This is a genomic window from Thermosediminibacter oceani DSM 16646 (assembly GCF_000144645.1).
Taxonomy (GTDB): domain Bacteria; phylum Bacillota; class Thermosediminibacteria; order Thermosediminibacterales; family Thermosediminibacteraceae; genus Thermosediminibacter; species Thermosediminibacter oceani.
Genome location: NC_014377.1, coordinates 938267 through 959449, shown reverse-complemented (window position 1 = coordinate 959449; position 21183 = coordinate 938267). Strand labels below are relative to the sequence as shown.

Here is a 21183-nt window from a genome sequence, read left to right as displayed (position 1 = left end):
AAATCACTCCGGCTCATTAAACTTGTACCCGATACCCCTTACCGTCTCGATAAATTGGGGCGTATCCGAATTCCTTTCGATTTTCTGCCTCAGATGCCTGATGTGAACATCCACCGTCCTGGTATCTCCAAGATAATCATAGCCCCATATATTTTCCAGGAGATATTCCCGCGAAAAAACCTTGCCTGGATTGGAAGCCAGGAGCCTTAAAAGTTCAAACTCCTTCGGTGTAAAATCTTTTCTCTCCCCCTCTACAAACACCTCGTGCCTTTCTACGTCTATGGTTATAGGGCCTGCTTTAATAATCTTATCAGACCTTTCGACCTTGTCGGCCCTCCTTAATACCGCTTTTACCCTTGCTACCAGCTCGCGGGGGCTGAACGGTTTTGTGATGTAATCATCGGCTCCCATTTCAAGCCCAAGCACCTTATCGATTTCTTCCGTCTTTGCCGTCAACAGTATAACGGGGATATCCCTGGTAGCCCGCTGCCGTCGAAAAATACGGCAAACTTCCAATCCGTCTATGCCCGGTAGCATTATATCCAGTATTACAAGATCGGGTTGTTCTTTTTGAACTAGATCCAAGGCCTGCTGACCGTCGGATGCGGTTATTACTTTAAAACCGCTGTTTTCAAGGTTGAACCTCACCAGCTCCACAATATTGGGCTCGTCGTCGACGACGAGTATCTTTTCCTTCGCCATAAGCACACCTCGATCTCGTTTACGTTTCTATTAACTCGATCACAGCCGCTAGGCTTCCGGTCTTACCTTTGTCTCGCCTGTAGGAGTAAAAAAGATCGGGCCTGCAGTGGGTGCAATATCCGCTCAGTGTAATATTTTCGGCTTTAACTCCTGCATCCATGAGCTGTCTTTTGTTAGCCTTCACCAGGTCCAGCAACCAGCGCCCGTTGCCCTTGTATTCCACGAGCTCCTCCCAATATTCGAAAGCCTCCTTAAATTTTTCGATAACCGGTTCGTCCACTTCGTAACAGCTGCCGGCAATACAGGGTCCTATGCCGACAATAAGATTCTCCACGGAAGTGCCGAATTCTTCTCTCATTTTCTCCACTGTTTTGGCTCCTATCTTTTTGACCGTACCCCTCCAACCCGCATGAGCAAGGCCCACCGCCGGAGTTGCAGTATCGAGAAAAAACAGGGGAACGCAATCCGCATAATAGGTTATCAGGGCTACATTTCTTTCCTTTGTTATCAGGGCATCTTTCTCCCGGATATCCGATTCCTTTACAATACCCTTGCCCCTGTCTTTTTCGCCGGCCACGTATACATCATTCCCATGCACCTGATGGGAAGCCACTAAATTTTCCACATTAATACCGGTGGCATCGCAGAAGGTCCGGTAATTTTTGAGCACCGTGTCTTTATCGTCTCCTTTGCTGAATCCCAGGTTTAAAGCCTCACAATGACCCGTGCTGTACCCTCCGATGCGCGTGGAAAAAGCGTGCCTCACCAGCCCTGTAGCCTCGAAAGATGGAATTATTAGAAATTTGACATTGCCTTTTTGCCTTAATTCGAAACCCATTTGCATCACCTATTTCCTGCATATTTTACATACATTGCATACTTCTTCCGTACACCTTCGCGTGCTCTCGCCCTTCAGCGCTCGTTTGTATTCTTCAACAAAATACTCCTTCTTCAGCCCTATATCTATATGTTCCCAAGGCAGCACGACATCGAGGTCGAATTCCCTGTGGGCGTAATATTCCACGTTTTTCCCCTCCACCCAGACCCGCCTGAAACGGGATAAATCTCCCCCCTCGAGGTGTACTTTATAAAGCATCATGGCGGTGGTACGGTCTCCCCTAGCCAGGGCAGCCTGTATCTGAGAAACTCGGGGACTTTCATACAACACCTTTATGCCTTTGGGCTTCAGGCTGCTTTTCAGCTTCCTTAACTTTTCCTCAAGCACCGGCACGGGCTCCATGCCAAACCACTGAAAGGGAGTAAAGGGCTTGGGAATAAATGGATTGATGCTCACCGTAAGCAGCCCGGTCTTATTGCCGCTTGATACCATCTTTTCTTTGACTCTCGTTAAAAAATCGATCATTTCTTCGATATCATCGGAAGTCTCCGTGGGGAGTCCTATGATATAATAGAGTTTGATATTTTTTATACCGAATTTCTGCGCCATATTTATTGAGTCTAGGACGTGATCCTCGGTTAGGCCTTTGTTTATAACATTTCGAAGCCTCTGAGAACCTGCTTCGGGAGCTATGGTGAGAGTTTTGTGCCCGCTCAAAGAAAGCCCTCGCAATAGCGGCTCTCTTAAAGTATCGGCCCGCAGTGATGAAACGGAAAATTTTATCCCCCTTTTTGTCAGCTCTTCCGATAATTCATCTATTCTCGGGTAATCGGACACGGCCGCCCCCACCAATCCCACCCTTTTTCCGTATTTTGACGCAAATTCCGCTCTATCGATAATCTTCTCAAGCGCCCTGACCCTCGGTACGCGGTAACAGTAACCTGCCATACAAAACCTGCAGTTCCTGCCGCAACCCCTGGAAATCTCAATGAGAAACATGTCCTTAAACTCCGTGTTCGGCGTAAGTACGGCGGTTTCGGTATTGAGGGCGTCCAGGTTTTTTATCCATCGCCTCCTGACCTTTGAGGGAGCGGGGGGTTTGACTTCGAATTTTTCTACGCCTCCCCTTTCATTATACCCTATATCGTATAGCCGGGGTACGTAAACTCCCTCGATTTGGGCCAGCTTTTCAAGGATGGTTTCCTTTGGGGATCCCTTGTTATCACGATACGCGTCTATTATTTCGTGGATCACTTCCTCGCCTTCTCCAATCACGACAAAATCGACAAAAGGAGACAAAGGCTCGGGATTAAAAGTAGCTGCAGGCCCTCCCATCATTACCAACGGACCAACTCTTTCTTGTGCAAAAAGAGGTATATTGGCGTCGTGTAGAATTTTCAACAGATTAATGTAATCCAGTTCGAAAGAAACCGAAAACGCAACTATATCGTAGCTTTCCAACGGCTGTATAGCTTCGATGGTGTGGGCAGGAAAGCCCTTAAACAGAAATGCCCTGTGGCAGAGGGAATCCTGCCTTGTATTGATTTCACGGTATATCGCCTGAAATCCAAGATTGGACATCCCCAATTCATATATATTCGGGAAAACTAAAGCCACGTTTACCGGTACTGAACCGAAGCTTTTAATAGGCAGGAGGGCGATTTCTTCTTCCCGAAGTCTCTCGATCTTCTGCCGCATCTTCCAGTGCATCTAATCTCCCCCTCTCCTCATATTATAATGTTTTTCACGCAAAATAAAAAGGCTTTTAAAAAGCCCGTCTTAAACTCTTACATTCCTTTTTTCGGTTCGGTAAAATCTGAAAGCTCTATCAGTATCACATCATTGCCTATTTTTTTTATTTTTTCCCAGGGGATCACATAGTCTCCACCTTTGCCGAACACGCTCAAAATTTTAGTCGGCGCCGGAACTATAACAGCCCGAATTCGCCCCTCTTCCACGTCGATATCCAGGTCACTTATAAATCCAAGTTTTTTCCCGTCGGCTATATTTATTACCTCTCTCTGTCTTAAATCCGAGGCCTTGAGCATGGGAATCCACCCCTTTCCCTAAAATTTACCGGTATGCTGCGTTAAAGTTTGGGTTCGATGATGCTGTTACTACTATAATTTATATTCATACACCAGAAAAAATGTAAAAAAAAATAAGGCCTTCAAAAGGCCATTATTATCAGTTTGCCTTCATTGTCATCCTCTCGATTTTTGCCTCCTCCATAACTATTTTTAGCGGCGCCTCCTGCCTTGTATATACTAGGTTTCTTGTATTGTAAGCTACTATAGCTCTCGATCCCGCATAAAAGCTGAAAAGAGATGCTACAGTCACTAAAACTACCAGCATTTTTTTGATCAAATCCATAAGGCTCACCTCGGATTTACATATATTTTTTTAGGTGTTTTAACGCGGCTTTTTCCAGTCTGGAAACCTGAGCCTGCGAAATTCCGATTTCCTGAGCAACCTCCATTTGTGTCTTCCCTTCAAAAAACCTCAGCGTCAGTATTAGCTTCTCCCTTTCGTTCAGTTTCTGCATTGCTTCTTTTATCGAAATGCTCCTTAGCCAGTTTTCGTCATTATTTTTATCATCACTGATCTGGTCCATAACAAAGATCGGGTCTCCGCCATCATGGTAGATGGGCTCAAATAGCGAAATAGGTTCCTGAATGGCATCCAAAGCCATTACAATTTCTTCAGAGGGAATATTCATTTCCTTTGCTATTTCTTCAATCGAAGGCTCCCTCGAATTCTTATTTACTAGAGAATCTCTGACCTGCAAAGCTTTATAGGCTATATCCCGTAAAGATCTGCTGACCCTTATGGGATTGTTGTCCCTTAGGTATCTTCTGATCTCGCCTATAATCATCGGCACCGCATAGGTTGAAAACTTGACGTTCTGATTTAAGTCAAAGTTATCTATTGCCTTCATCAAGCCGATGCATCCTACCTGAAAAAGATCGTCGACATACTCGCCCCTGTTGTTAAACCTCTGTATTACGCTAAGGACCAATCTCAGATTTCCGTGAATAAGTTTCTCCCTTGCTTCCTTGTCTCCCTGCTTAACTCTTAGAAAAAGTTCCTTCATTTTGCTGTTCGACAGCACCGGAAGTTTTGATGTGTTAACACCGCAGATCTCTACTTTGTTCAAATTCATAAAACTTCCCCCTGTCTTTCCAGTACCTCATTTAAATTTTTGCCACAGGGGGAAGTTTTTATTCGCTTTTTCAAATTTACATCATTCTAACTATTTCCTTTCTCAGTCTTTTTATAATTCTCTTTTCTAGTCTTGAAATGTAAGACTGAGATATCCCTAGAAGTTCGGCTACCTCCTTCTGAGTTTTTTCTTTTCCATCGTTCAGGCCGAATCTCAACTCCATGATACACCTTTCTCTCTTTGATAAGCGTTTCATCGCTGTATCCAGAAGTTCTTTTTCCACCTCTTCTTCTATACATTTATAAATCATGTCACTATCGGTGCCCAGAATATCCGAAAGTAGAAGTTCGTTCCCATCCCAGTCTATGTTCAGGGGCTCGTCAAAGGATACTTCCGCGCGATTCCTGTTGTTCCTCCTTAGGTACATGAGTATCTCATTTTCGATACATCTTGAAGCATAAGTGGCAAGTTTAATCTTTTTATGAGGATCAAAAGTATTAATAGCTTTTATAAGTCCGATAGTACCGATAGATATAAGATCTTCAATGCCCGCTCCCGTGTTTTCAAATTTGCGGGCGATGTAAACCACAAGCCGCAAATTCCGCTCTATAAGGACATTCCTTACCCCGTTATCTCCCATTTGCAACTTATCCAACAACATGGCTTCTTCTTCACTAGAAAGTGGGGGCGGTAAAGTTTCGCTCCCACCTATATAGTATATAACCCTTCTTTTCCATTTTCCCAGTTTTTGCCGGATATATAAAATTAAAACATTTAAATTTAAGTTTTTAAACATTGAGACCCCCCCAGTTTAAAATTTTTATCCAATTAAAAGTTCCGGATTCAATAAAGCCCTGTAAGTACCCTGCGGGGATAGGACCTTGTGGTAAATCCCCAGCACTGTGTTTCTTACCTCATATACTTTGTTGTCAAAATTGACTATAACTTTATCAGGCTTAAAGCCCACCATCAAACCAGTGCTCTTGCCGATCGAGCTAAACGGAATAATTCTAAGCCTCGCAGCCCAATACGAACTGGATACTGCTTTAATTATCTCTTCAAGACCTTCTTCCGGTTCCCTCACCATAAAAGACCTTATCTCCTGAGGAAACAGTTCCTTTATTGCCGAAAATTCGACTATTATCACCGGATAATTGGTAATCGGATCCCGCAGGTCATTGCCAGTGTCAATCAGCGCCTTTATTTTGAGCTGATCTTGGCCGAACATTATCGTTACCGGGACAACTAATGTTTCTTTTGACAGTATCCTGTAAATGAAAGGCCATAAAAATTTGAAAAAAACAAATAAAAACAGAGAAGAAACGAGTAATATCCACCATGGCACTGAAATATTATTTACTAGAGGCGTAAACGCCCCTTCACTGTTAATTAAGTAGAATATTGCAAAAGCGCCACCCCCGACCATAAAGGAAACAAAATAAAAGAAGCCAAGGGCCTTGATAAACTCGGAAAAACTCAGAGGATAAAAGGCTATAAGTGCCATCATTATTGATACAATTATCTTGCCCGGAATCGTTTGTAACAATGCACCTGAAGGAAAAAATACCTCAAGGAGAAATAGATTCCCTAAGAGGGCCCCTGCTGCAATTCTGAGATTTGCAGCATCCAGTTTCAGTATTAATTTTACCAGCCAGAGTATTGTAAAATTCATGAGAAAATTTATTATAAAGACCACGTCAAAGTATATTACCATAACTTTCCACCGGACTAACACCCAGTCTAAAAAATTTATATTCGTCTCCTTTGTCCTTTATGATATATTTTAACACCGCTTGTTACAAAAAAATGTCAATTTGTGATGCGAAGCAATAAAAAAAGAGCGCCATATTGCGCTCTTTATCTCCTTTTGCTTTTTCTAAGGAATGCCGGTATGTCAAAGTCTTCGTCATCGAAGGGCTCGATTTCGTAATCCTCTTCTTTTACCGGCGGCTTTTCTTTTTGTTCAAAACCTGTTGCAATCACAGTTATTCTTATCTCATCCTGTAACTTTTCGTCGATTACGGCGCCGAATATTATGTTAGCGTCAGGATCAGCAGCGGCGGATATGTACTCTGCGGCCTCGTTTACCTCCAAAAGGCCCAAATTCGAGCTGCCGGTGATATTTAAAAGCACGCCCTTTGCACCTTCAATCGATGTTTCAAGAAGCGGGCTTGAGACAGCCTGTTTAGCCGCTTCTATAGCCCTATTTTCTCCGCTGCCACGGCCGATTCCCATATGAGCAAGGCCGGCTTCCATCATTATGGTCCTGACATCGGCGAAATCAAGATTAATCAAGCCGGGGACCGCTATTAAGTCCGAGATGCCCTGGACTCCCTGCCTCAAAATATCGTCAGCGATGCGGAAGGCTTCTATAATAGAAGTTTTCTTTTCTGCAATAGAAAGCAGCCTGTCGTTAGGAATCGTTATAAGGGTATCCACACAGTTTTTAAGGCTGGAAATGCCCATTTCTGCGTGGGCCATTCGCTTTTTACCTTCAAAGCTGAAAGGCTTTGTAACCACTCCTACTGTGAGTATTCCAAGACTTTTTGATATTTCGGCTACCACCGGCGCAGCTCCAGTACCTGTTCCGCCTCCCATACCCGCGGTTATGAATATCATGTCAGCGCCCTTTAACACTTCTTCAATCTCGGTCCTGCTTTCTTCCGCGGCCTTCTTACCGATTTCAGGGTTTGCACCGGCTCCCAGACCTCTTGTCAGTTTCTCTCCTATCTGTATTTTTTTATCGGCTTTCGACAAAAAGAGGGCTTGGGCATCTGTGTTGACGGCTATAAACTCTACACCTTTCAATCCCGCTTCTACCATGCGATTTACGGCGTTATTGCCGCCTCCGCCTATGCCGATAACTTTTATATTGGCGAATTGTTCCATAGCAACGTCAATGTCTAGCACTTTACCTCCCCCTTACATTAACCTAAAAATACTCTTTCAAGAAACGCTTTGCTTTTTCAAAAATACTTAACGTGTTTTTCTCTTTAGCTCCGTTTCTTTCCGTAAAGGACCTCTGTTTGTAGCCGTAATAAATCAGGCCCAGTGCTACGGTAAACGTATGGTCATAACCGTACATGTCGGTTCTGGCGGCTCTTACGGGAATGCCCAGCATTTTTTGCGCTATCTCCAGAGCACCTCTCATATATAAAAGTCCACTACCGGACAAAACGGCTCCGGCGGCCAGTACCGCCCTGTAATCCAGGTCCTTCAGCTCCTTGTAGATCATAGAAATAATTTCCTGCACCCTCGGTTCTATTATGGCTGCCAGCTCTTTCTGGGATATTCTCCTTGTGTTTGATTCTCCAATGCTCTGTATCTCGATATCGGGTTTATCCGATGCTTGACTCACCATTGCACAGCCATATTTTCTCTTTATTGCTTCCGCCTGTGAATAGGGCAAGCGAAGGCCAATCGCTATATCATTGGTTATGTAATCGCCTCCGAGCGGGATAAGGCTATATAGAGCGATGCTGTTTCCGCGAAACACTGTAATCTCAGTGGTTCCAGCTCCAACGTCGACCAATGCGACGCCCATATCCAGCTCATCATCGCTTAAAAGTATCTCCCTTGCAGCGAGCGATTTCAACGTGATTCCTTCGACTTCCAGGCCAGCCTTCTGGACACATCTTACAACGTTTTGAATTGCTGTAAGCTGCCCTGTTATAATGCTCGCTTCAACCTCCAACCTGGTTCCCACCATACCCACAGGGTCTCTTATGCCGTCACATCCGTCAACTATAAACTGTTTGGGTAATACTTCGATGATTTCCCGGTCTGGCGGTATCGCAACTATTCTTGCTACTTGGATCACTCTTTCTACATCATGAAGGGTAATTTCTCTGTCGCTCCGCGGTATAGCCACGACCCCACGGTTATTGATAACCGTTACGTTATTTCCCGAAATCCCGACCAGAACGCTAGTTACTTTAGCGTTGGACATCTGTTCCGCCTGCTCAACGGCTTCGACGATACTGCGGACCATAGCCTCGATATTAACAATGATGCCCTTTTTTATGCCGGTAGTCGGAGCTATGCCGTAGCCTATTATATCTATTTCTCCACTTCGGGAAATTTCACCGATCATACAGCATACTTTGGAACTGCCCAAGTCCAGGCTGGCCAGGATGTTGTTTCTCCCCAAGACTCCACCTCCCCTCCCATGGGCAGGTCATGTTTAATAAATTCCACATCCAAGGTAATATTCCTTTTTTTTTCAACGAATTTTTTACTAACCCTTCTTAAATATTCGGTCCAACATCTCCCTGCGGATGATTGCAAGATTTTGGAAAATCCTTACTCCGAAGGCGAATATCGCTGCCATATAAATAGGTATTCCGAGTTTATCTCCCAGAAACGCCAGAAAGCCGGCCAGTAGTGCGTTGGCAAAAAAACCTGTTATGAAAATGTTCACATTGAAGTAACCTTCTCCCAACGCCCTGAGGCCCCCAAACACAGAATCAAGCGCAGCGAGAACGGCTATCGAGATGTACGGCGCATAGCTTATAGGTATATTTATCGGTAACATAATCCCCGCCACGATGCCTAAAATAAGTCCTATCAACGGAAACAACATTTTATTCACCTGCCTTTACAGGTTGGAAATACTGGAATTTAACCGAACCGGTATAAGCGGGCATAACTATATTATCGTGTTTTTTAATATCCACCTGTATACCGAATACCTCCAGGGACTCTATTATTCCGCCCCTCATTTTCATAGAACTTTCTAGATTTTCGGGATTTCCTATTGCTTGTATAACAAAAGGCGGTGCCATTCTTACGGAATTTATCATAATGGTGGGGCCGACGCACCTTATCTCCGTAGTTGCTATGATCCTCTGTCCATTCACCGATACAGCTTCGGCTCCTGCTGCGAAAAGTTCGTTTACAACCTTTAAAATATCCTCATCGTGGATCAAAAACAGGTTGGGGTCTTCCCCGGGCTGTTTCGGTACATTGCTGTCATCCAGGGTGATTATTATACCCGGTCCTGTCCCCTCCACAAGGCCGGCCACCATGCGGGCTTTCTCTAGCTCCTGTTTCATAGCTTCTGTAACCTCGCTGACATTCGCAGCCGAATTTTCATATTCGGCCAGCCTTTTTCTCAGCTCGGATATCTCGGTTCTCAGCTTTTCCCTCTCATCTATTACTGTCTTCAATTGTGTAGTGAGTTCCTGAATCCTCTGTAAGGACGTCATGGCACTGCCGCTTTTTTGAGTGTTCCGGAACTGTGCCACCAGCATAAACCCCAACACGAAGCATACGATCGTTATTAGAATCTGCCCCTTAATTTTATTATTCAATTATCTCTTCCCCCTTTCTCCTCACTTATATTAGGTCTGAATACCGGCATATCCTGACTTAAATCTATTAATCCCTTGCCTCTTCCGTTTTTCCTGAGGTCTTCCAGCACCTCTCGGAGCAGTGCAAATTTTCCTTCGTCGATATCAGTTTCTTCAAAGTAAACCTGATATCCATCCAGGGTATAAATAAAAAAAGCTACTCCTTCCCGATTCTTTTCTATATGGATCTCGGACAACTCCGCGTTCATCGGTGAAAATAATTTCATGACTTCCTTTAACCTCTCTAATAAGCTCTGATCTTCACTAATAACAAGAGGTTTTGCCTTTTCAGCGCGGGATATTTCTAGGCCTGTTATTACCGGAATCATCAACCCTTTGAGCTCCGGCTCAATCCTCACCACAACACCGTTCGAATCAATCAAAGCAAAACCGCCCAGATAGGACAATGCAGCAGCGATTTCCCTTTCTTCTACATTTATTACCAGTGTTCGGGGAAGTTTTAATTTTACCTTCACCTCTTTGATGGGGACGGACTGTTTAATCTCTTCACTTATCAACGCCGGTTTAATCATAAATATATTTTCACCTAGATGATGATTGACCGAATTCAATATTTCGGAATCCGGTATGCTGACGTTACCATTAATCTCTATCTTCTCCAGCTTGAAAAAAGAACTGGTGGCAGTCAACATTATTGTAATTATACATAAAAAGATCAGTACCCTCAATAGTCTTTTAATGTCAAGTTTCCTTTTATCTCCAAAGCGTCCAACATTTTTAACCGGACGATACATTTTTATTTTAATAAGGCGACTTGTCCTCCCTTCCCTCACAAAAAAGAAGAGTTATTCTATTTTTTCGATTTTGGCTCCGAGTGCCCGTAGGTTATCGTCAAACCGCTCGTATCCTCTCTCAATATAAGAGGTACCCTCCACAATTGTCTTTCCATCGGCCGCAAGGCCTGCAATGACCAGACCCGCACCGGCTCGTAGGTCTTTTGCTTCAACAATGGCCCCCGTCAATTTTTTCACACCTTTTATTATGGCGGTATTGCCGTTTATCTTTATATTAGCCCCCATCCGCCTCAGTTCTTCTGCATGTTTAAATCTGTTTTCAAAAACTGTTTCAGTAATGATTGAAGTGCCATCCACCGTGGTCAGCAGCGCCATCATAGGGGCTTGCACATCGGTAGGAAATCCCGGGTATGGGAGGGTTCTGAGACTGTCCAGGGCTCTTAAGGGCGCTTCCACCCACAATTCAACCTTGTCGTCCTCACTTCTTATCCTGCAGCCCATCTCCCTCAATTTGGCCAGAATAGGCTCGATATGTTCACGAATAACGTTTTCCAGCACGATGTTTCCTCTAGTAGCGGCAGCCGCAACCAGGTAGGTCCCCGCCGCAATCCTATCCGGGATAACTGTGTACTCTTCTACGGGTTTTAAATCAGCAATAGAACAACCTTCTATTTTAATGGTATCTGTACCAGCACCCTTAACACGGCATCCCATTTTGTTTAAAAAGTTTTGAAGGTCAACTATCTCGGGTTCTTTTGCCGCATTCCTGATTACGGTTCTACCTTCGGCCAGAACCGCAGCCAACATCAGATTTTCGGTGGCACCCACGCTGGGAAAATCCAGGTGTATGTTTGCACCTTTTAATTTTTCCGCCTCGGCATAAATAAAACCATAGCTCTCTCTCATCTTTACGCCCAGCGCTGCAAAGCCTTTTAAATGCAGGTCAATGGGCCTCGGACCTATTTCGCAACCTCCCGGATACGATACTTTAACCCTGCCGAACCGCCCGAGTAAGGGGCCCATTAAAACTATGGAAGACCTCATCTTTCTCATCAACTGTTCGGGCACTTCCCAAGTATTCACGGTGCTCGTATCTATTGTCACTTCATTGCCGTTTTGAGTGATCTTGGCCCCAAGCATGGTCAATATGCTTAACATTACCTGAACGTCTTTTATCTCCGGTACATTTTTTATGCAGCTCTTCTGAGAATTAAGAAGTGTGGCTGCGAGAATCGGAAGACTGGCATTTTTAGAGCCCTGCACCCTAAGTCTTCCTGTAAGTTTGAGGCCCCCCGTTATTACATAAGCCCCCACATAATTCACCTCCGGTATTTACCGGGTCCTCTCACACAGCACCTCCAGCTTTCCTACCGTATCATAAGCTACTTTGTATATATCTCCCGCACCGATGGTTAATACGAAATCACCGGGTACAACCCTTTCTGCTAGATAGTCAGGTATCTTTTCTTTATCGTCAATGTAGGTGACATTCTTACCGCTGCGTTTCAGAGCTTCGACTATCAGCATAGATGACACCCCGGGTATAGGTGCTTCACCGGCACTGTAAAGGCGCGTGATTATTACTTCGTCGGCATCTTCAAAAGCATTGCCGAATTCTTCCGCCAGCATTTTGGTCCTGGTGTACCGGTGAGGCTGGAAAACCGCGTACAGTTTATTTGGATTAAGCAATTTTGCAGCTTTGAGGGTAGCTTTAATTTCTGTAGGATGGTGAGCGTAATCATCTACGACCCTGACTCCGCCCACCTCACCGATAAGCTGGAACCGGCGCTGCACTCCTCTAAAGGCTTGAAGAGCACCGGCTATATCCTCCATCTTTAATCCGAGCCTGTGGCCTACGGCAACAGCGGCCGTTGCATTATATATATTATGCATCCCGGGCACGTGGAGTTCCAGCTCTCCCAAGCGCTCATTCCTATAATATACTTCGAATCTTGAATCCACTCCCTCTATATGTATGTTTTTCGGCATGTAATCCGCTGGATAATTAATTCCGTAGGTAAAGTAAGGGACATCTACGCGTTTCATCACATCTCTTACATGTTCATTATCGGTTCCCAGCAGGGCAAAGCCGTCTTTTTTAAGGTTCATTATAAATTTTCTATAGGCTTCCTTCATGCTTTCCATATCTTTGTAATGATCCATGTGGTCGTTTTCGATATTGGTAACAACGGCTATATAAGGGGTGAGTTTTAAAAAAGACCCGTCGCTCTCGTCGGCTTCAGCCACCATATACTCGCCTTTCCCGAGAGTTGCGTTTCCACCTATGTCGTTGAGTTCCCCTCCGATAACTACTGTGGGACTCATTCCGCCTTTCTCAAGGACGAGGGAAATCATCGACGTCGTGGTGGTCTTCCCGTGGGCACCCGAAACGGCTATTCCTTTCCTGGTAGCCATCAGCGTGCTCAACATGTCCGCCCGGTGGATAACCGGTATATCGTTCTTAATTGCTTCCACATATTCCGGATTTGTCGGTGGAATAGCAGAAGATACTACCACCAAATCTGCTCCTCTTATATTTGCAGCATCATGTCCGATAAAAACCCTCGCACCTTCTTCTTTTAAGCGGTTCAGCGCCTCGGAAAACTTGAGGTCAGAGCCGGAAACTTCGTATCCCAGTTCCATAACTATTTTGGCTATTCCGCTCATTCCAGTACCGCCAATACCTATAAAATGAATGCGTTTGCAATTTCTCAACAAAGCTGTTCTCTCCTTCCAACAAACCCTGTCTATCAGGTTCGAAATAAGCATAATACATACTATGCTGAAGTTCTACAACGTGTTACACTCCGGCTTTTTACAAAAAATGTAACAATTTTATATTACCACAAGGAAGAAACCCTTTAAATAGGCTTACAATCCGGAAATTTTAGTTCAATAGCAGGATAATTTCATCTAAAATTCTATCCAATGCATCAGGCTTACCTAAACTTTTGCTGGCTGCCGACATCTTTTGAAGACGTTCCCTGTCGAATACCAGATCACGGATTATGCTGTGAAGCTTTTCGCCGCTAAGATCCCAATCCTTCACAACAACCGCAGCGCCATTTTTTTTCATAAGGTTGGCATTATAATCCTGATGCCTGTCAGCCGCTGTGGGCAACGGCACAAGGATGGCGGGTTTTCCGGCTGCAGTTAATTCAGCGATAGTTATGGCTCCTGCCCTTGAAATTACCAAATCGGCTGCAGCTATGGCGTTATGCATATCGTAAACGTATGGCCTTATTTTAATATTTCCAAGGGTCCGGGGATTTATTCCTTTATTTTCCAGCTTCTGGATAAACTCTTCATAATTTTTTTGGCCGGTTATATGGAAAAGCTGAAAAGAGCTTTCGTCTCCTATTCTTTCTATAAGGTCCATCATGGCCTCGTTAATTCTTCGTGCCCCCTGGCTTCCCCCGAAGGAAAGTATGACGGGTTTTTCTGGATCTAAATCAAGCTCTTTCAGCGCTTTCATTCGGTCAGCAGAAACAATTTCCGGCCTTATCGGGTTGCCGGTTACCACCACTTTTTCTTGTGGAAAGTATTTTATGGAATCTGAAAAACTTACGGCAATCTTGTCTACAAATCTGGAAAGAATCCTGTTGGTGACTCCCGGTTTAACGTTCTGTTCATGGATAAAAGTTGGAATATTAAACAGGGCGGCAAAAAAAACTACGGGGCCTGCAACGTAACCTCCGGTGCCGATAACCAGGTCCGGTTTTTCCTTTTTCAAAAGAATAAGGGATTCAATTCCACCCATGATCACTTCTTTTATTGTTATCAGGTTATCCAACGTTAATTTTCTTTTGAACCCCTTAGCCCTGATCTTTTTCAGCGTAAAACCGGCCTTAGGCACAAGATCGTTTTCCAGACCCCTTTCGGTGCCAACAAAGAGTATTTCCGCATCGGGGAACCTGTTTTTCAAACCTCGACCTATCGCTATAGCCGGGTATATATGACCCCCTGTTCCTCCTCCTGCAATTATTACCTTTTTCAGCATTTTATTTTGCCTCCGAATACCTCGTTATATTTAACAAGATGCCCACCTCAGCCAGCGTTATTGTCAGTGAAGAACCTCCGTAACTTATAAAGGGCAGAGGCATTCCGGTGACTGGCATAGATGCGGTTACGACCGCTACATGTATCAAAAACTGAAAAGCAATGAGGCTCGTTATACCCGTAGCCATAAACTTTCCGAAGAGATCGGGAGCATGTAGGGCTGTTTTATATCCCCGCCAGATGAAAATGGTGAACATCAATATTACAAAAACTGAACCCAAAAACCCCAGTTCCTCTCCTATTATAGCAAAAATAAAATCCGTTTGGGGCTCAGGCAGATAAAAAAATTTCTGCCTGCTCTGTCCAAGTCCCACTCCGATCAATCCTCCAGCTCCCAAAGCGTACAGCGACTGCACTATATTATAACCCTTTCCCCGAATGTCTTCCCAGGGATTAAGGAAAGACAGAAGCCTCACCATTCGGTATGGCTCTATAATAATCAGCACCACTACACCGATAATCCCTATTGCTCCCAGTAAGAGCAGGTGTGACATGTTGGCTCCTGCCGTAAAAATCATAACCATTGAAATCATACCTATGAGCACAGTCGCACTGAGGTGAGGCTCTACGAGCACGAGCCCGCAGGTAATTCCGGTCACGAGCAAAACGGGTAATAAGCCCTTTAAAAAATTTTTTAGATCTTCCTGCTTGCGTTCCAGTGCACAGGAAAGGTACACCACCATGCCCAGTTTAGCTATTTCGGAAGGTTGGACGCTGAAAGCACCAACACCTATCCAGCGCCTCGCTTCATTGATTTTCATGCCGATTCCGGGGATCAAAACCAGTATGAGAAGCAAATACATGACGAGGAGTATTATTTTTTCATATTTTTTTATCTTCCAGTAATCGTAGTTCATAAAGTATACCATCGCAATAAGTCCCAACAGGGCAGATACTAACTGCCTCTTTAAAAAATACAGGCTGTCTTTGTGCATATAATAAGCCCATACGCTGCTAGAACTGAAGACCATCACTATTCCAAAACATAAGAGCACAAGAACGACAAGCAGTATGGCAAAATCAGGAGGTTTGCGGTATCTCATGATCCTCACCTCTTGTCACGCTTTCAGAGAACGTACCGCCTCTTTAAAAACCCGCCCGCGCTCTTCAAAGTTGGAAAACATATCCCAGCTGGCACACGCCGGCGAAAGGAGTACCGTATCACCGGGTTCGGCGGACCTTTTGGCAATTTCAACCGCTTCGCGCATTGATGCCGCCTTCTCTACCTCGAAAAAACCCTCCTCTCTGGCGGTTCTTTCTATTTGATCGGCGGTGGCCCCTATTAGGACAACTTTCTTCACTTTGCCAAAAAACGACCTGACGAAGGGCCTGAAATCAACTTTTTTGTCATATCCTCCGGCTATAAGGATTATAGGACCATCCACAGCTTCCAGGGCTTTTTGGGCCGCATCCGGATTTGTTCCTTTTGAGTCATTAATGAACTTTACGCCGTCGATGGTATCCACATATTCCAGGCGATGCTCCACCCCATGAAAATCCTTAAGGGTCTCAGCAAGGTTGTTCAAATTCGCCTTTGTTATCCATGCGACCGCTACGGCAGCAAGGGCGTTTTCCAGGTTATGTGAGCCCTTAATTCCCAGTTCTTTTGCTTTTAAAATCGGGTATATATTACCGTTTTCTCTTATGACAATTACGTCGTTTTTCACATAAACACCTTCTTGAAGTTCCTGTTTTCGGCTAAAAAACACAATCTTACTCCTGGCCCTCTTTTCCAGTGATGCTACAATCGGATCATCATAATTTAAAACCGTAAAATCTTCTTCGTCCTGATTCTCCAGAATTCTGGCTTTGGCTTCTATGTAATTTTCGAAAGTCTTATGCCGGTTCAGGTGATCTTCGGTTATGTTTAAAATTACGCTTATTTTTGGCTTGAAGCGTACTATATTTTCAAGCTGGAAGCTGCTTACTTCCACAACAATGTAATCCTTGCTCCCGTTTTTATCGGCTTCCTGTATCAGCGGCGTCCCAATGTTTCCCGCCACCGAAATGTTTTTTCCGTCGTTTTTTAGTATCTCGCCTATGAGGGTGGTCGTCGTCGTTTTCCCGTTGGTTCCCGTAATCGCAATTATCGGTGCCTTTGTAAACCAGTATCCCACTTCCAACTCGCTAACGACGGGGATATTCCTTTCCCTCGCTTCTTTCAAGAGTGGGATATCGCTGGGCACCCCCGGGCTTACCACGATAAGATCAGTATCATCTAGCAGCTTCAAAGGGTGTCCCCCAAGGACAAGTTCAATACCCTTGGAACTAAGCTTCTCCACGGTTTCTTCCATCTGTTCTTTAGTCTTTATATCGTTTGCTGTAACTTTAGCCCCCATTCCCGAAAGTTCAATAGCTGCAGCAACGCCGCTTCTTGCAAGTCCTACTATTAAAACTTTCTTACCCCTTAATTCCATTGTTTTACCCTCCCTATCTAGTAGACCACGGTCAAGTAAAAGAGCGCGATGCCTATTAAAGCCGAAACTGCGGCAAAAATCCAGAACACAGTAACTACTTTTACCTCGCTCCAACCTCCGAGTTCAAAATGATGGTGAAGTGGGCTCATTCTGAAAATTCTCTTTCCCGTAGTCCTGAAAAATACCACCTGCAGTATTACGGAAAGGGTTTCGAGCATAAATACAAGGCCTATAAACGCCAGGTAAAAATGAGTTCCGTTTAACACAGTGAGAGCAGATATCGCTCCTCCCAGCCCCAGAGAACCGGTATCGCCCATAAACACCCTGGCGGGGTAGCGGTTGTAAAGCAAAAATCCGAGGCAGGCACCGCTGACGGCGGCGCTGAACAATGCCAAATCATCCTTGCCCAGAAAAAAAGAAATCAGCGTATATGCAAAACCCACCACTACAACGATTCCGGAAACAAGACCGTCCAGGCCATCGGTCAAATTAACGCTGTTTACCGTTCCCAGTATTATAAATACGGTGAACGGTATGTAGAGCAGCCCTAGATCAATTCCCCCTTTTATAAAGGGGAAAAAGACTTTTGTGGTGCCGGGATAAACGGTGAGAGCAAAAAAGGCAAGTATTATTGAAAGTATTACCTGAAAAAGCAGCTTTTGACTGGCTCTGAGCCCCAATGACCTTTTCTTTACTACTTTAATGTAATCATCGGCGAATCCTATCAGGGCAAAACCAGTAGTTGATAAAAGGACCATCGACGTGTAATAAGTCCCTTTATAAAAAAACATGGTAGAGAGTATAATGGCGGGTATTATCATTATACCCCCCATGGTGGGGGTTCCTGTTTTTTTAAGATGCCTTTTGGGCCCGTCGATCCTTACCGTTTGCCCGAATTTAAGCGCAGCCAGCATCGGAATTACGAATATGCCAAACAATGCCACCAATGTAAATGCGGTTGCTGCTGCAAGAAAAGCGGTCTTCATTGTTATGACCCCCTAACCAAAAAATCTACTATTTCCTCCAACTTCATACCTCTCGAGGCTTTTACTAAAATTATATCACAATCTTCAACGAGTTCTCCGAGCCGGTCAATTGCTTCTTTATTGGTGCTGAAAGTATGGATAAAACGGGGGCCTAAGCCCGCCTCGGTAGCACCCTTTGCCAGGTCCTCCGCGTGGTTTCCTATACATATCAGTATATCGGTCTTGCCTGCAGCATACCTTCCTATTTCCTCGTGGGCTTTAACGGCGTAATCGCCCAGTTCAAGCATATCGCCAAGTATTGCAACTTTCCTTCTGCCTTCTCCCAATTCCCGCAAAACATTCAGAGCCGCTTTCATGGAATCGGGACTGGCGTTGTAGCAATCGTCGATCACTACCGCTCCGAAAGGAGTTTTTTTAAACTCCAGCCTCATTTTGGTGGGTTTTAATTCCATAAGCCCCCGCCGTATTTCGTCAATGCTAAGACCGAATTCCAACCCCACTGCAATGGCAGCGAGCGCGTTATATACATTATGAGTCCCCGCCAGTGGTATTTCAACCGAAAACTCCGGGATGTCACCGGTTACTTTGAAGATTACCCCATCACGCCCCATCGATACAATATCCGTCGCCCTGATATCGCCCTTTTCAATACCGAAATACACAGTCCTCGGCGTTAACGTTCCTCTTTTCGCGTAAAGCTCCGGACTGTCGGCGTTGAGCACCACCAGGTCATCTTTCGATAGGGGCTCGATGATCTCCAGTTTCGCTCTGGCTATGTTCTCCCTGCTTCCCAGCTTTTCTATGTGTGAGACCCCGATGTTGGTAATAACAGCTACATGCGGCTTTACAATGGCAGAAAGACGGCTTATCTCACCGAAACCACTCATTCCCATTTCAACAACCCCGACCTGGTGGTCTTCCAAACGAAAGAGGGTAAGAGGAAGACCGATTTCGTTGTTAAAATTTCCTTCATTTTTCAATACCCGGTAGCGCCTCGTTAAAACCGCCGCTATCATCTCTTTCGTGGTCGTCTTTCCAACGCTACCCGTGATTGCAACGAAGGGGATGGAAAAAAAAGATCGGTAAAATCCAGCCAGCCTGAGTAAAGCATTTTGAGTATCGTCAACAAAAATCACCGGTTTTTCAAGGGTTAAGTTCAGAACCCTGTCCCTTTTATCTTCAGCGCATAAGGTAGCCGAAGCTCCGGCTTCGAATGCGTTTTTTATAAAATCATGGCCGTCGAATTTTGCACCTACCAGCGGCACAAAAAGATCTCCATGCTTTAAGGACCTGGAATCGGTCGAGACACCTAAAACCTCCCCGGAAAACGACTTTTCCACCCGGCCGCCGGTAGCTTTAGCCACTTCTTCGTATGTTAGAGGCTTCACCGTTTTCTCCCCTTCTGTCTTAAAAATTCTCTGGCTACCTCTCTGTCATCGAAGTGTAAGACCTTATCCCCAATTATCTGATAATCTTCATGGCCTTTCCCAGCAATCAGAACCACATCACCGGGTAAAGCCATCTCAATAGCTCTTCTGATAGCTTCCCTTCTATCGATTATCTTTTCGTAATTACTCCTTTCGGTTACCCCTTTCTCTATGTCATCTATAATAGCCTGCGGGTCTTCGGTCCTTGGATTGTCGGAGGTAATTATAAAGTAATCCGAGCGTTCGGAAACCACTTTTCCCATCAGAGGCCTTTTCCCCCGATCCCGGTCTCCTCCCGCTCCAAAAACCGTAATTATCCTACCCCTGGCAAAAGTCTTAACCGTATTCAACACATTTTCCAGTCCGTCGGGAGTATGGGCGTAGTCGACGATAACTGTAAAATCCTGACCTTCATCTACTGGTTCAAACCTTCCGGGAACACCTCTTACCTTTTCCAGAGCTTTTGCCATGGTTTCCAGGTCAATCCCCAGAGAAAGACAAGCGGAAATTGCGGCCAGGGAATTGTAAACGCTGAATCGACCCGGTACTTTGTATGTGATTTTCCTTCTTTCACCACCGGCACATACTTCGTAAGAAACTCCGTCCGAACCGATAACGACGTTTTCAGCCCTCACATCGGCGTTTTTTTCGATAGCATAGGTTATTACTGGGATATTCAATTCACTACAAAGGCGCTCGCCGCTCTCGTCGTCCACGTTGATCACGGCTTTTCGCGAAAGATCGAAAAGTTTCTTTTTGGAGGCGTAGTAATCTTCAAAGCTCACATGGAAATCCAGGTGATCCTGAGTTAGGTTGGTGAAAACCCCCACTTCAAATTTTACGTGATCAACCCTGTGCAGCTTTAGGGAGTGGGATGAAACTTCCATAGTTACGTATTCCACTCCCTCTTTTACCATTTCTGAAAAAATTTCGTTCAATTCCAGAGATTCGGGCGTGGTGCGTTCGGCCGGTAAAAGCCTTTCCTTGATCCTTATGCCTATAGTACCTACAACTCCGGTGGAATATCCCGCCTCGTCGAGGATGGCTTTGATCAGATACGTTGTAGTGGTCTTGCCGTTGGTCCCGGTAACACCGATCACATTCAACCTCTCGGCAGGTTTTCCGAAAAACAACGACGATGCCTCGGAAAGGGCTTTTCGGCTGTTTTTGACTTTTATGTAAAGCACGTCTTCAGGCAAATTGATTTCTTTTTCCCCTATAACCACAACGGCTCCGTTGTTAATCGCCTGGCCTATAAAATCGTGACCGTCAAGTTTAAAACCTTTAATTGCCACGAAAAGGCCTCCTTTTTTCACCTTACGAGAATCATAAGCGATGCTGCTGATCTCGACTTCCGTCGAACCTTTCACATCTACAATTTCGCTGAGGTTTTTCAACAACTGATCTACCTTCATTGATAATTTCCCTTCCTAATTTTAATTTCACCGCAAATCCCGTTAATGGCAGGTAAAGCCTTTTTGGGCT

21 protein-coding genes are annotated in these 21183 nt (G+C 44.8%); all 21 read right to left on the bottom strand.

Annotation, left to right across the window (positions count from 1 at the left end; translation table 11 throughout):
- Positions 1 to 3: 3 nt before the first annotated feature.
- Positions 4 to 702: a response regulator transcription factor gene (locus TOCE_RS04815; protein ID WP_013275771.1), complete on the bottom strand. Its 699-nt coding sequence runs from the start codon at positions 700 to 702 to the stop codon at positions 4 to 6.
- Positions 703 to 721: 19 nt separating this feature from the next.
- The gene (pgeF, locus tag TOCE_RS04810; protein WP_223156840.1) at positions 722 to 1540 is read right to left on the bottom strand and encodes a peptidoglycan editing factor PgeF; all 819 of its coding nucleotides are present in this window, start codon (positions 1538 to 1540) and stop codon (positions 722 to 724) included.
- Between the two features lie 9 nt (positions 1541 to 1549).
- Entirely contained in the window at positions 1550 to 3250 is a 1701-nt protein-coding gene (locus TOCE_RS04805; protein ID WP_013275769.1) for a B12-binding domain-containing radical SAM protein, read from the bottom strand.
- A 77-nt stretch (positions 3251 to 3327) separates the two neighbouring features.
- On the bottom strand, positions 3328 to 3588 hold the full coding sequence (locus TOCE_RS04800) for a YlmC/YmxH family sporulation protein (RefSeq protein ID WP_013275768.1): 261 nt from the start codon (positions 3586 to 3588) through the stop codon (positions 3328 to 3330).
- A 139-nt stretch (positions 3589 to 3727) separates the two neighbouring features.
- Positions 3728 to 3913, bottom strand: a complete 186-nt coding sequence (locus TOCE_RS04795) for a hypothetical protein (protein WP_013275767.1) — start codon at positions 3911 to 3913, stop codon at positions 3728 to 3730.
- A 16-nt stretch (positions 3914 to 3929) separates the two neighbouring features.
- The gene (sigG, locus tag TOCE_RS04790) at positions 3930 to 4703 is read right to left on the bottom strand and encodes an RNA polymerase sporulation sigma factor SigG (protein WP_013275766.1); all 774 of its coding nucleotides are present in this window, start codon (positions 4701 to 4703) and stop codon (positions 3930 to 3932) included.
- A 76-nt stretch (positions 4704 to 4779) separates the two neighbouring features.
- Complete coding sequence (gene sigE / locus TOCE_RS04785) at positions 4780 to 5499, bottom strand: RNA polymerase sporulation sigma factor SigE (RefSeq protein WP_013275765.1); 720 nt, start codon at positions 5497 to 5499, stop codon at positions 4780 to 4782.
- Positions 5500 to 5523: 24 nt separating this feature from the next.
- Positions 5524 to 6417: a sigma-E processing peptidase SpoIIGA gene (spoIIGA, locus tag TOCE_RS04780; RefSeq protein WP_013275764.1), complete on the bottom strand. Its 894-nt coding sequence runs from the start codon at positions 6415 to 6417 to the stop codon at positions 5524 to 5526.
- Positions 6418 to 6560: 143 nt separating this feature from the next.
- Positions 6561 to 7592 carry a cell division protein FtsZ gene (ftsZ, locus tag TOCE_RS04775; protein WP_342606909.1) on the bottom strand — a complete coding sequence of 344 codons (1032 nt, stop codon included), beginning with the start codon at positions 7590 to 7592 and terminating at the stop codon, positions 6561 to 6563.
- Positions 7593 to 7635: 43 nt separating this feature from the next.
- A complete protein-coding gene (gene ftsA / locus TOCE_RS04770; RefSeq protein WP_013275762.1) occupies positions 7636 to 8853 on the bottom strand; it encodes a cell division protein FtsA in 1218 nt (405 codons plus the stop codon).
- 87 nt (positions 8854 to 8940) lie between these two features.
- Positions 8941 to 9285 carry a small basic family protein gene (locus tag TOCE_RS04765; RefSeq protein WP_013275761.1) on the bottom strand — a complete coding sequence of 115 codons (345 nt, stop codon included), beginning with the start codon at positions 9283 to 9285 and terminating at the stop codon, positions 8941 to 8943.
- Between the two features lies 1 nt (position 9286).
- Positions 9287 to 10015 (bottom strand): DUF881 domain-containing protein, encoded by a 729-nt coding sequence (locus TOCE_RS04760; protein ID WP_013275760.1) that lies wholly within the window; start codon positions 10013 to 10015, stop codon positions 9287 to 9289.
- Complete coding sequence (locus tag TOCE_RS04755) at positions 10012 to 10707, bottom strand: cell division protein FtsQ/DivIB (RefSeq protein ID WP_187286589.1); 696 nt, start codon at positions 10705 to 10707, stop codon at positions 10012 to 10014. Before TOCE_RS04755 ends, TOCE_RS04760 begins: the two co-directional genes overlap by 4 nt.
- 153 nt (positions 10708 to 10860) lie before the next feature.
- Positions 10861 to 12123, bottom strand: a complete 1263-nt coding sequence (gene murA / locus TOCE_RS04750) for a UDP-N-acetylglucosamine 1-carboxyvinyltransferase (protein WP_013275758.1) — start codon at positions 12121 to 12123, stop codon at positions 10861 to 10863.
- A gap of 18 nt (positions 12124 to 12141) precedes the next feature.
- A complete protein-coding gene (gene murC / locus TOCE_RS04745; protein WP_013275757.1) occupies positions 12142 to 13527 on the bottom strand; it encodes a UDP-N-acetylmuramate--L-alanine ligase in 1386 nt (461 codons plus the stop codon).
- Positions 13528 to 13696: 169 nt separating this feature from the next.
- Positions 13697 to 14809: an undecaprenyldiphospho-muramoylpentapeptide beta-N-acetylglucosaminyltransferase gene (gene murG, locus TOCE_RS04740; RefSeq protein WP_013275756.1), complete on the bottom strand. Its 1113-nt coding sequence runs from the start codon at positions 14807 to 14809 to the stop codon at positions 13697 to 13699.
- A 1-nt stretch (position 14810) separates the two neighbouring features.
- Positions 14811 to 15911, bottom strand: a complete 1101-nt coding sequence (gene spoVE / locus TOCE_RS04735) for a stage V sporulation protein E (protein ID WP_013275755.1) — start codon at positions 15909 to 15911, stop codon at positions 14811 to 14813.
- Positions 15912 to 15926: 15 nt separating this feature from the next.
- Positions 15927 to 17285 carry a UDP-N-acetylmuramoyl-L-alanine--D-glutamate ligase gene (murD, locus tag TOCE_RS04730; protein ID WP_013275754.1) on the bottom strand — a complete coding sequence of 453 codons (1359 nt, stop codon included), beginning with the start codon at positions 17283 to 17285 and terminating at the stop codon, positions 15927 to 15929.
- Between the two features lie 17 nt (positions 17286 to 17302).
- The gene (mraY, locus tag TOCE_RS04725) at positions 17303 to 18271 is read right to left on the bottom strand and encodes a phospho-N-acetylmuramoyl-pentapeptide-transferase (protein WP_013275753.1); all 969 of its coding nucleotides are present in this window, start codon (positions 18269 to 18271) and stop codon (positions 17303 to 17305) included.
- Positions 18272 to 18273: 2 nt separating this feature from the next.
- Complete coding sequence (locus TOCE_RS04720) at positions 18274 to 19659, bottom strand: UDP-N-acetylmuramoyl-tripeptide--D-alanyl-D-alanine ligase (RefSeq protein ID WP_013275752.1); 1386 nt, start codon at positions 19657 to 19659, stop codon at positions 18274 to 18276.
- On the bottom strand, positions 19656 to 21113 hold the full coding sequence (locus TOCE_RS04715) for a UDP-N-acetylmuramoyl-L-alanyl-D-glutamate--2,6-diaminopimelate ligase (RefSeq protein WP_013275751.1): 1458 nt from the start codon (positions 21111 to 21113) through the stop codon (positions 19656 to 19658). Before TOCE_RS04715 ends, TOCE_RS04720 begins: the two co-directional genes overlap by 4 nt.
- Positions 21114 to 21183: the final 70 nt, after the last annotated feature.

Coding starts and splice junctions, on each gene's coding strand:
- TOCE_RS04795 (WP_013275767.1), bottom strand. CDS start 3,913: ATGGATTTGATCAAAAAAATGCTGGTAGTTTTAGTGACTGTAGCATCT.
- mraY (WP_013275753.1), bottom strand. CDS start 18,271: ATGAAGACCGCTTTTCTTGCAGCAGCAACCGCATTTACATTGGTGGCA.
- sigG (WP_013275766.1), bottom strand. CDS start 4,703: ATGAATTTGAACAAAGTAGAGATCTGCGGTGTTAACACATCAAAACTT.
- spoVE (WP_013275755.1), bottom strand. CDS start 15,911: ATGAGATACCGCAAACCTCCTGATTTTGCCATACTGCTTGTCGTTCTT.
- TOCE_RS04805 (WP_013275769.1), bottom strand. CDS start 3,250: ATGCACTGGAAGATGCGGCAGAAGATCGAGAGACTTCGGGAAGAAGAA.
- murG (WP_013275756.1), bottom strand. CDS start 14,809: ATGCTGAAAAAGGTAATAATTGCAGGAGGAGGAACAGGGGGTCATATA.
- sigE (WP_013275765.1), bottom strand. CDS start 5,499: ATGTTTAAAAACTTAAATTTAAATGTTTTAATTTTATATATCCGGCAA.
- TOCE_RS04765 (WP_013275761.1), bottom strand. CDS start 9,285: ATGTTGTTTCCGTTGATAGGACTTATTTTAGGCATCGTGGCGGGGATT.
- pgeF (WP_223156840.1), bottom strand. CDS start 1,540: ATGGGTTTCGAATTAAGGCAAAAAGGCAATGTCAAATTTCTAATAATT.
- TOCE_RS04715 (WP_013275751.1), bottom strand. CDS start 21,113: ATGAAGGTAGATCAGTTGTTGAAAAACCTCAGCGAAATTGTAGATGTG.
- TOCE_RS04755 (WP_187286589.1), bottom strand. CDS start 10,707: ATGTTGACTGCCACCAGTTCTTTTTTCAAGCTGGAGAAGATAGAGATT.
- ftsZ (WP_342606909.1), bottom strand. CDS start 7,592: ATGGAACAATTCGCCAATATAAAAGTTATCGGCATAGGCGGAGGCGGC.
- spoIIGA (WP_013275764.1), bottom strand. CDS start 6,417: ATGGTAATATACTTTGACGTGGTCTTTATAATAAATTTTCTCATGAAT.
- TOCE_RS04800 (WP_013275768.1), bottom strand. CDS start 3,588: ATGCTCAAGGCCTCGGATTTAAGACAGAGAGAGGTAATAAATATAGCC.
- TOCE_RS04815 (WP_013275771.1), bottom strand. CDS start 702: ATGGCGAAGGAAAAGATACTCGTCGTCGACGACGAGCCCAATATTGTG.
- murD (WP_013275754.1), bottom strand. CDS start 17,285: ATGGAATTAAGGGGTAAGAAAGTTTTAATAGTAGGACTTGCAAGAAGC.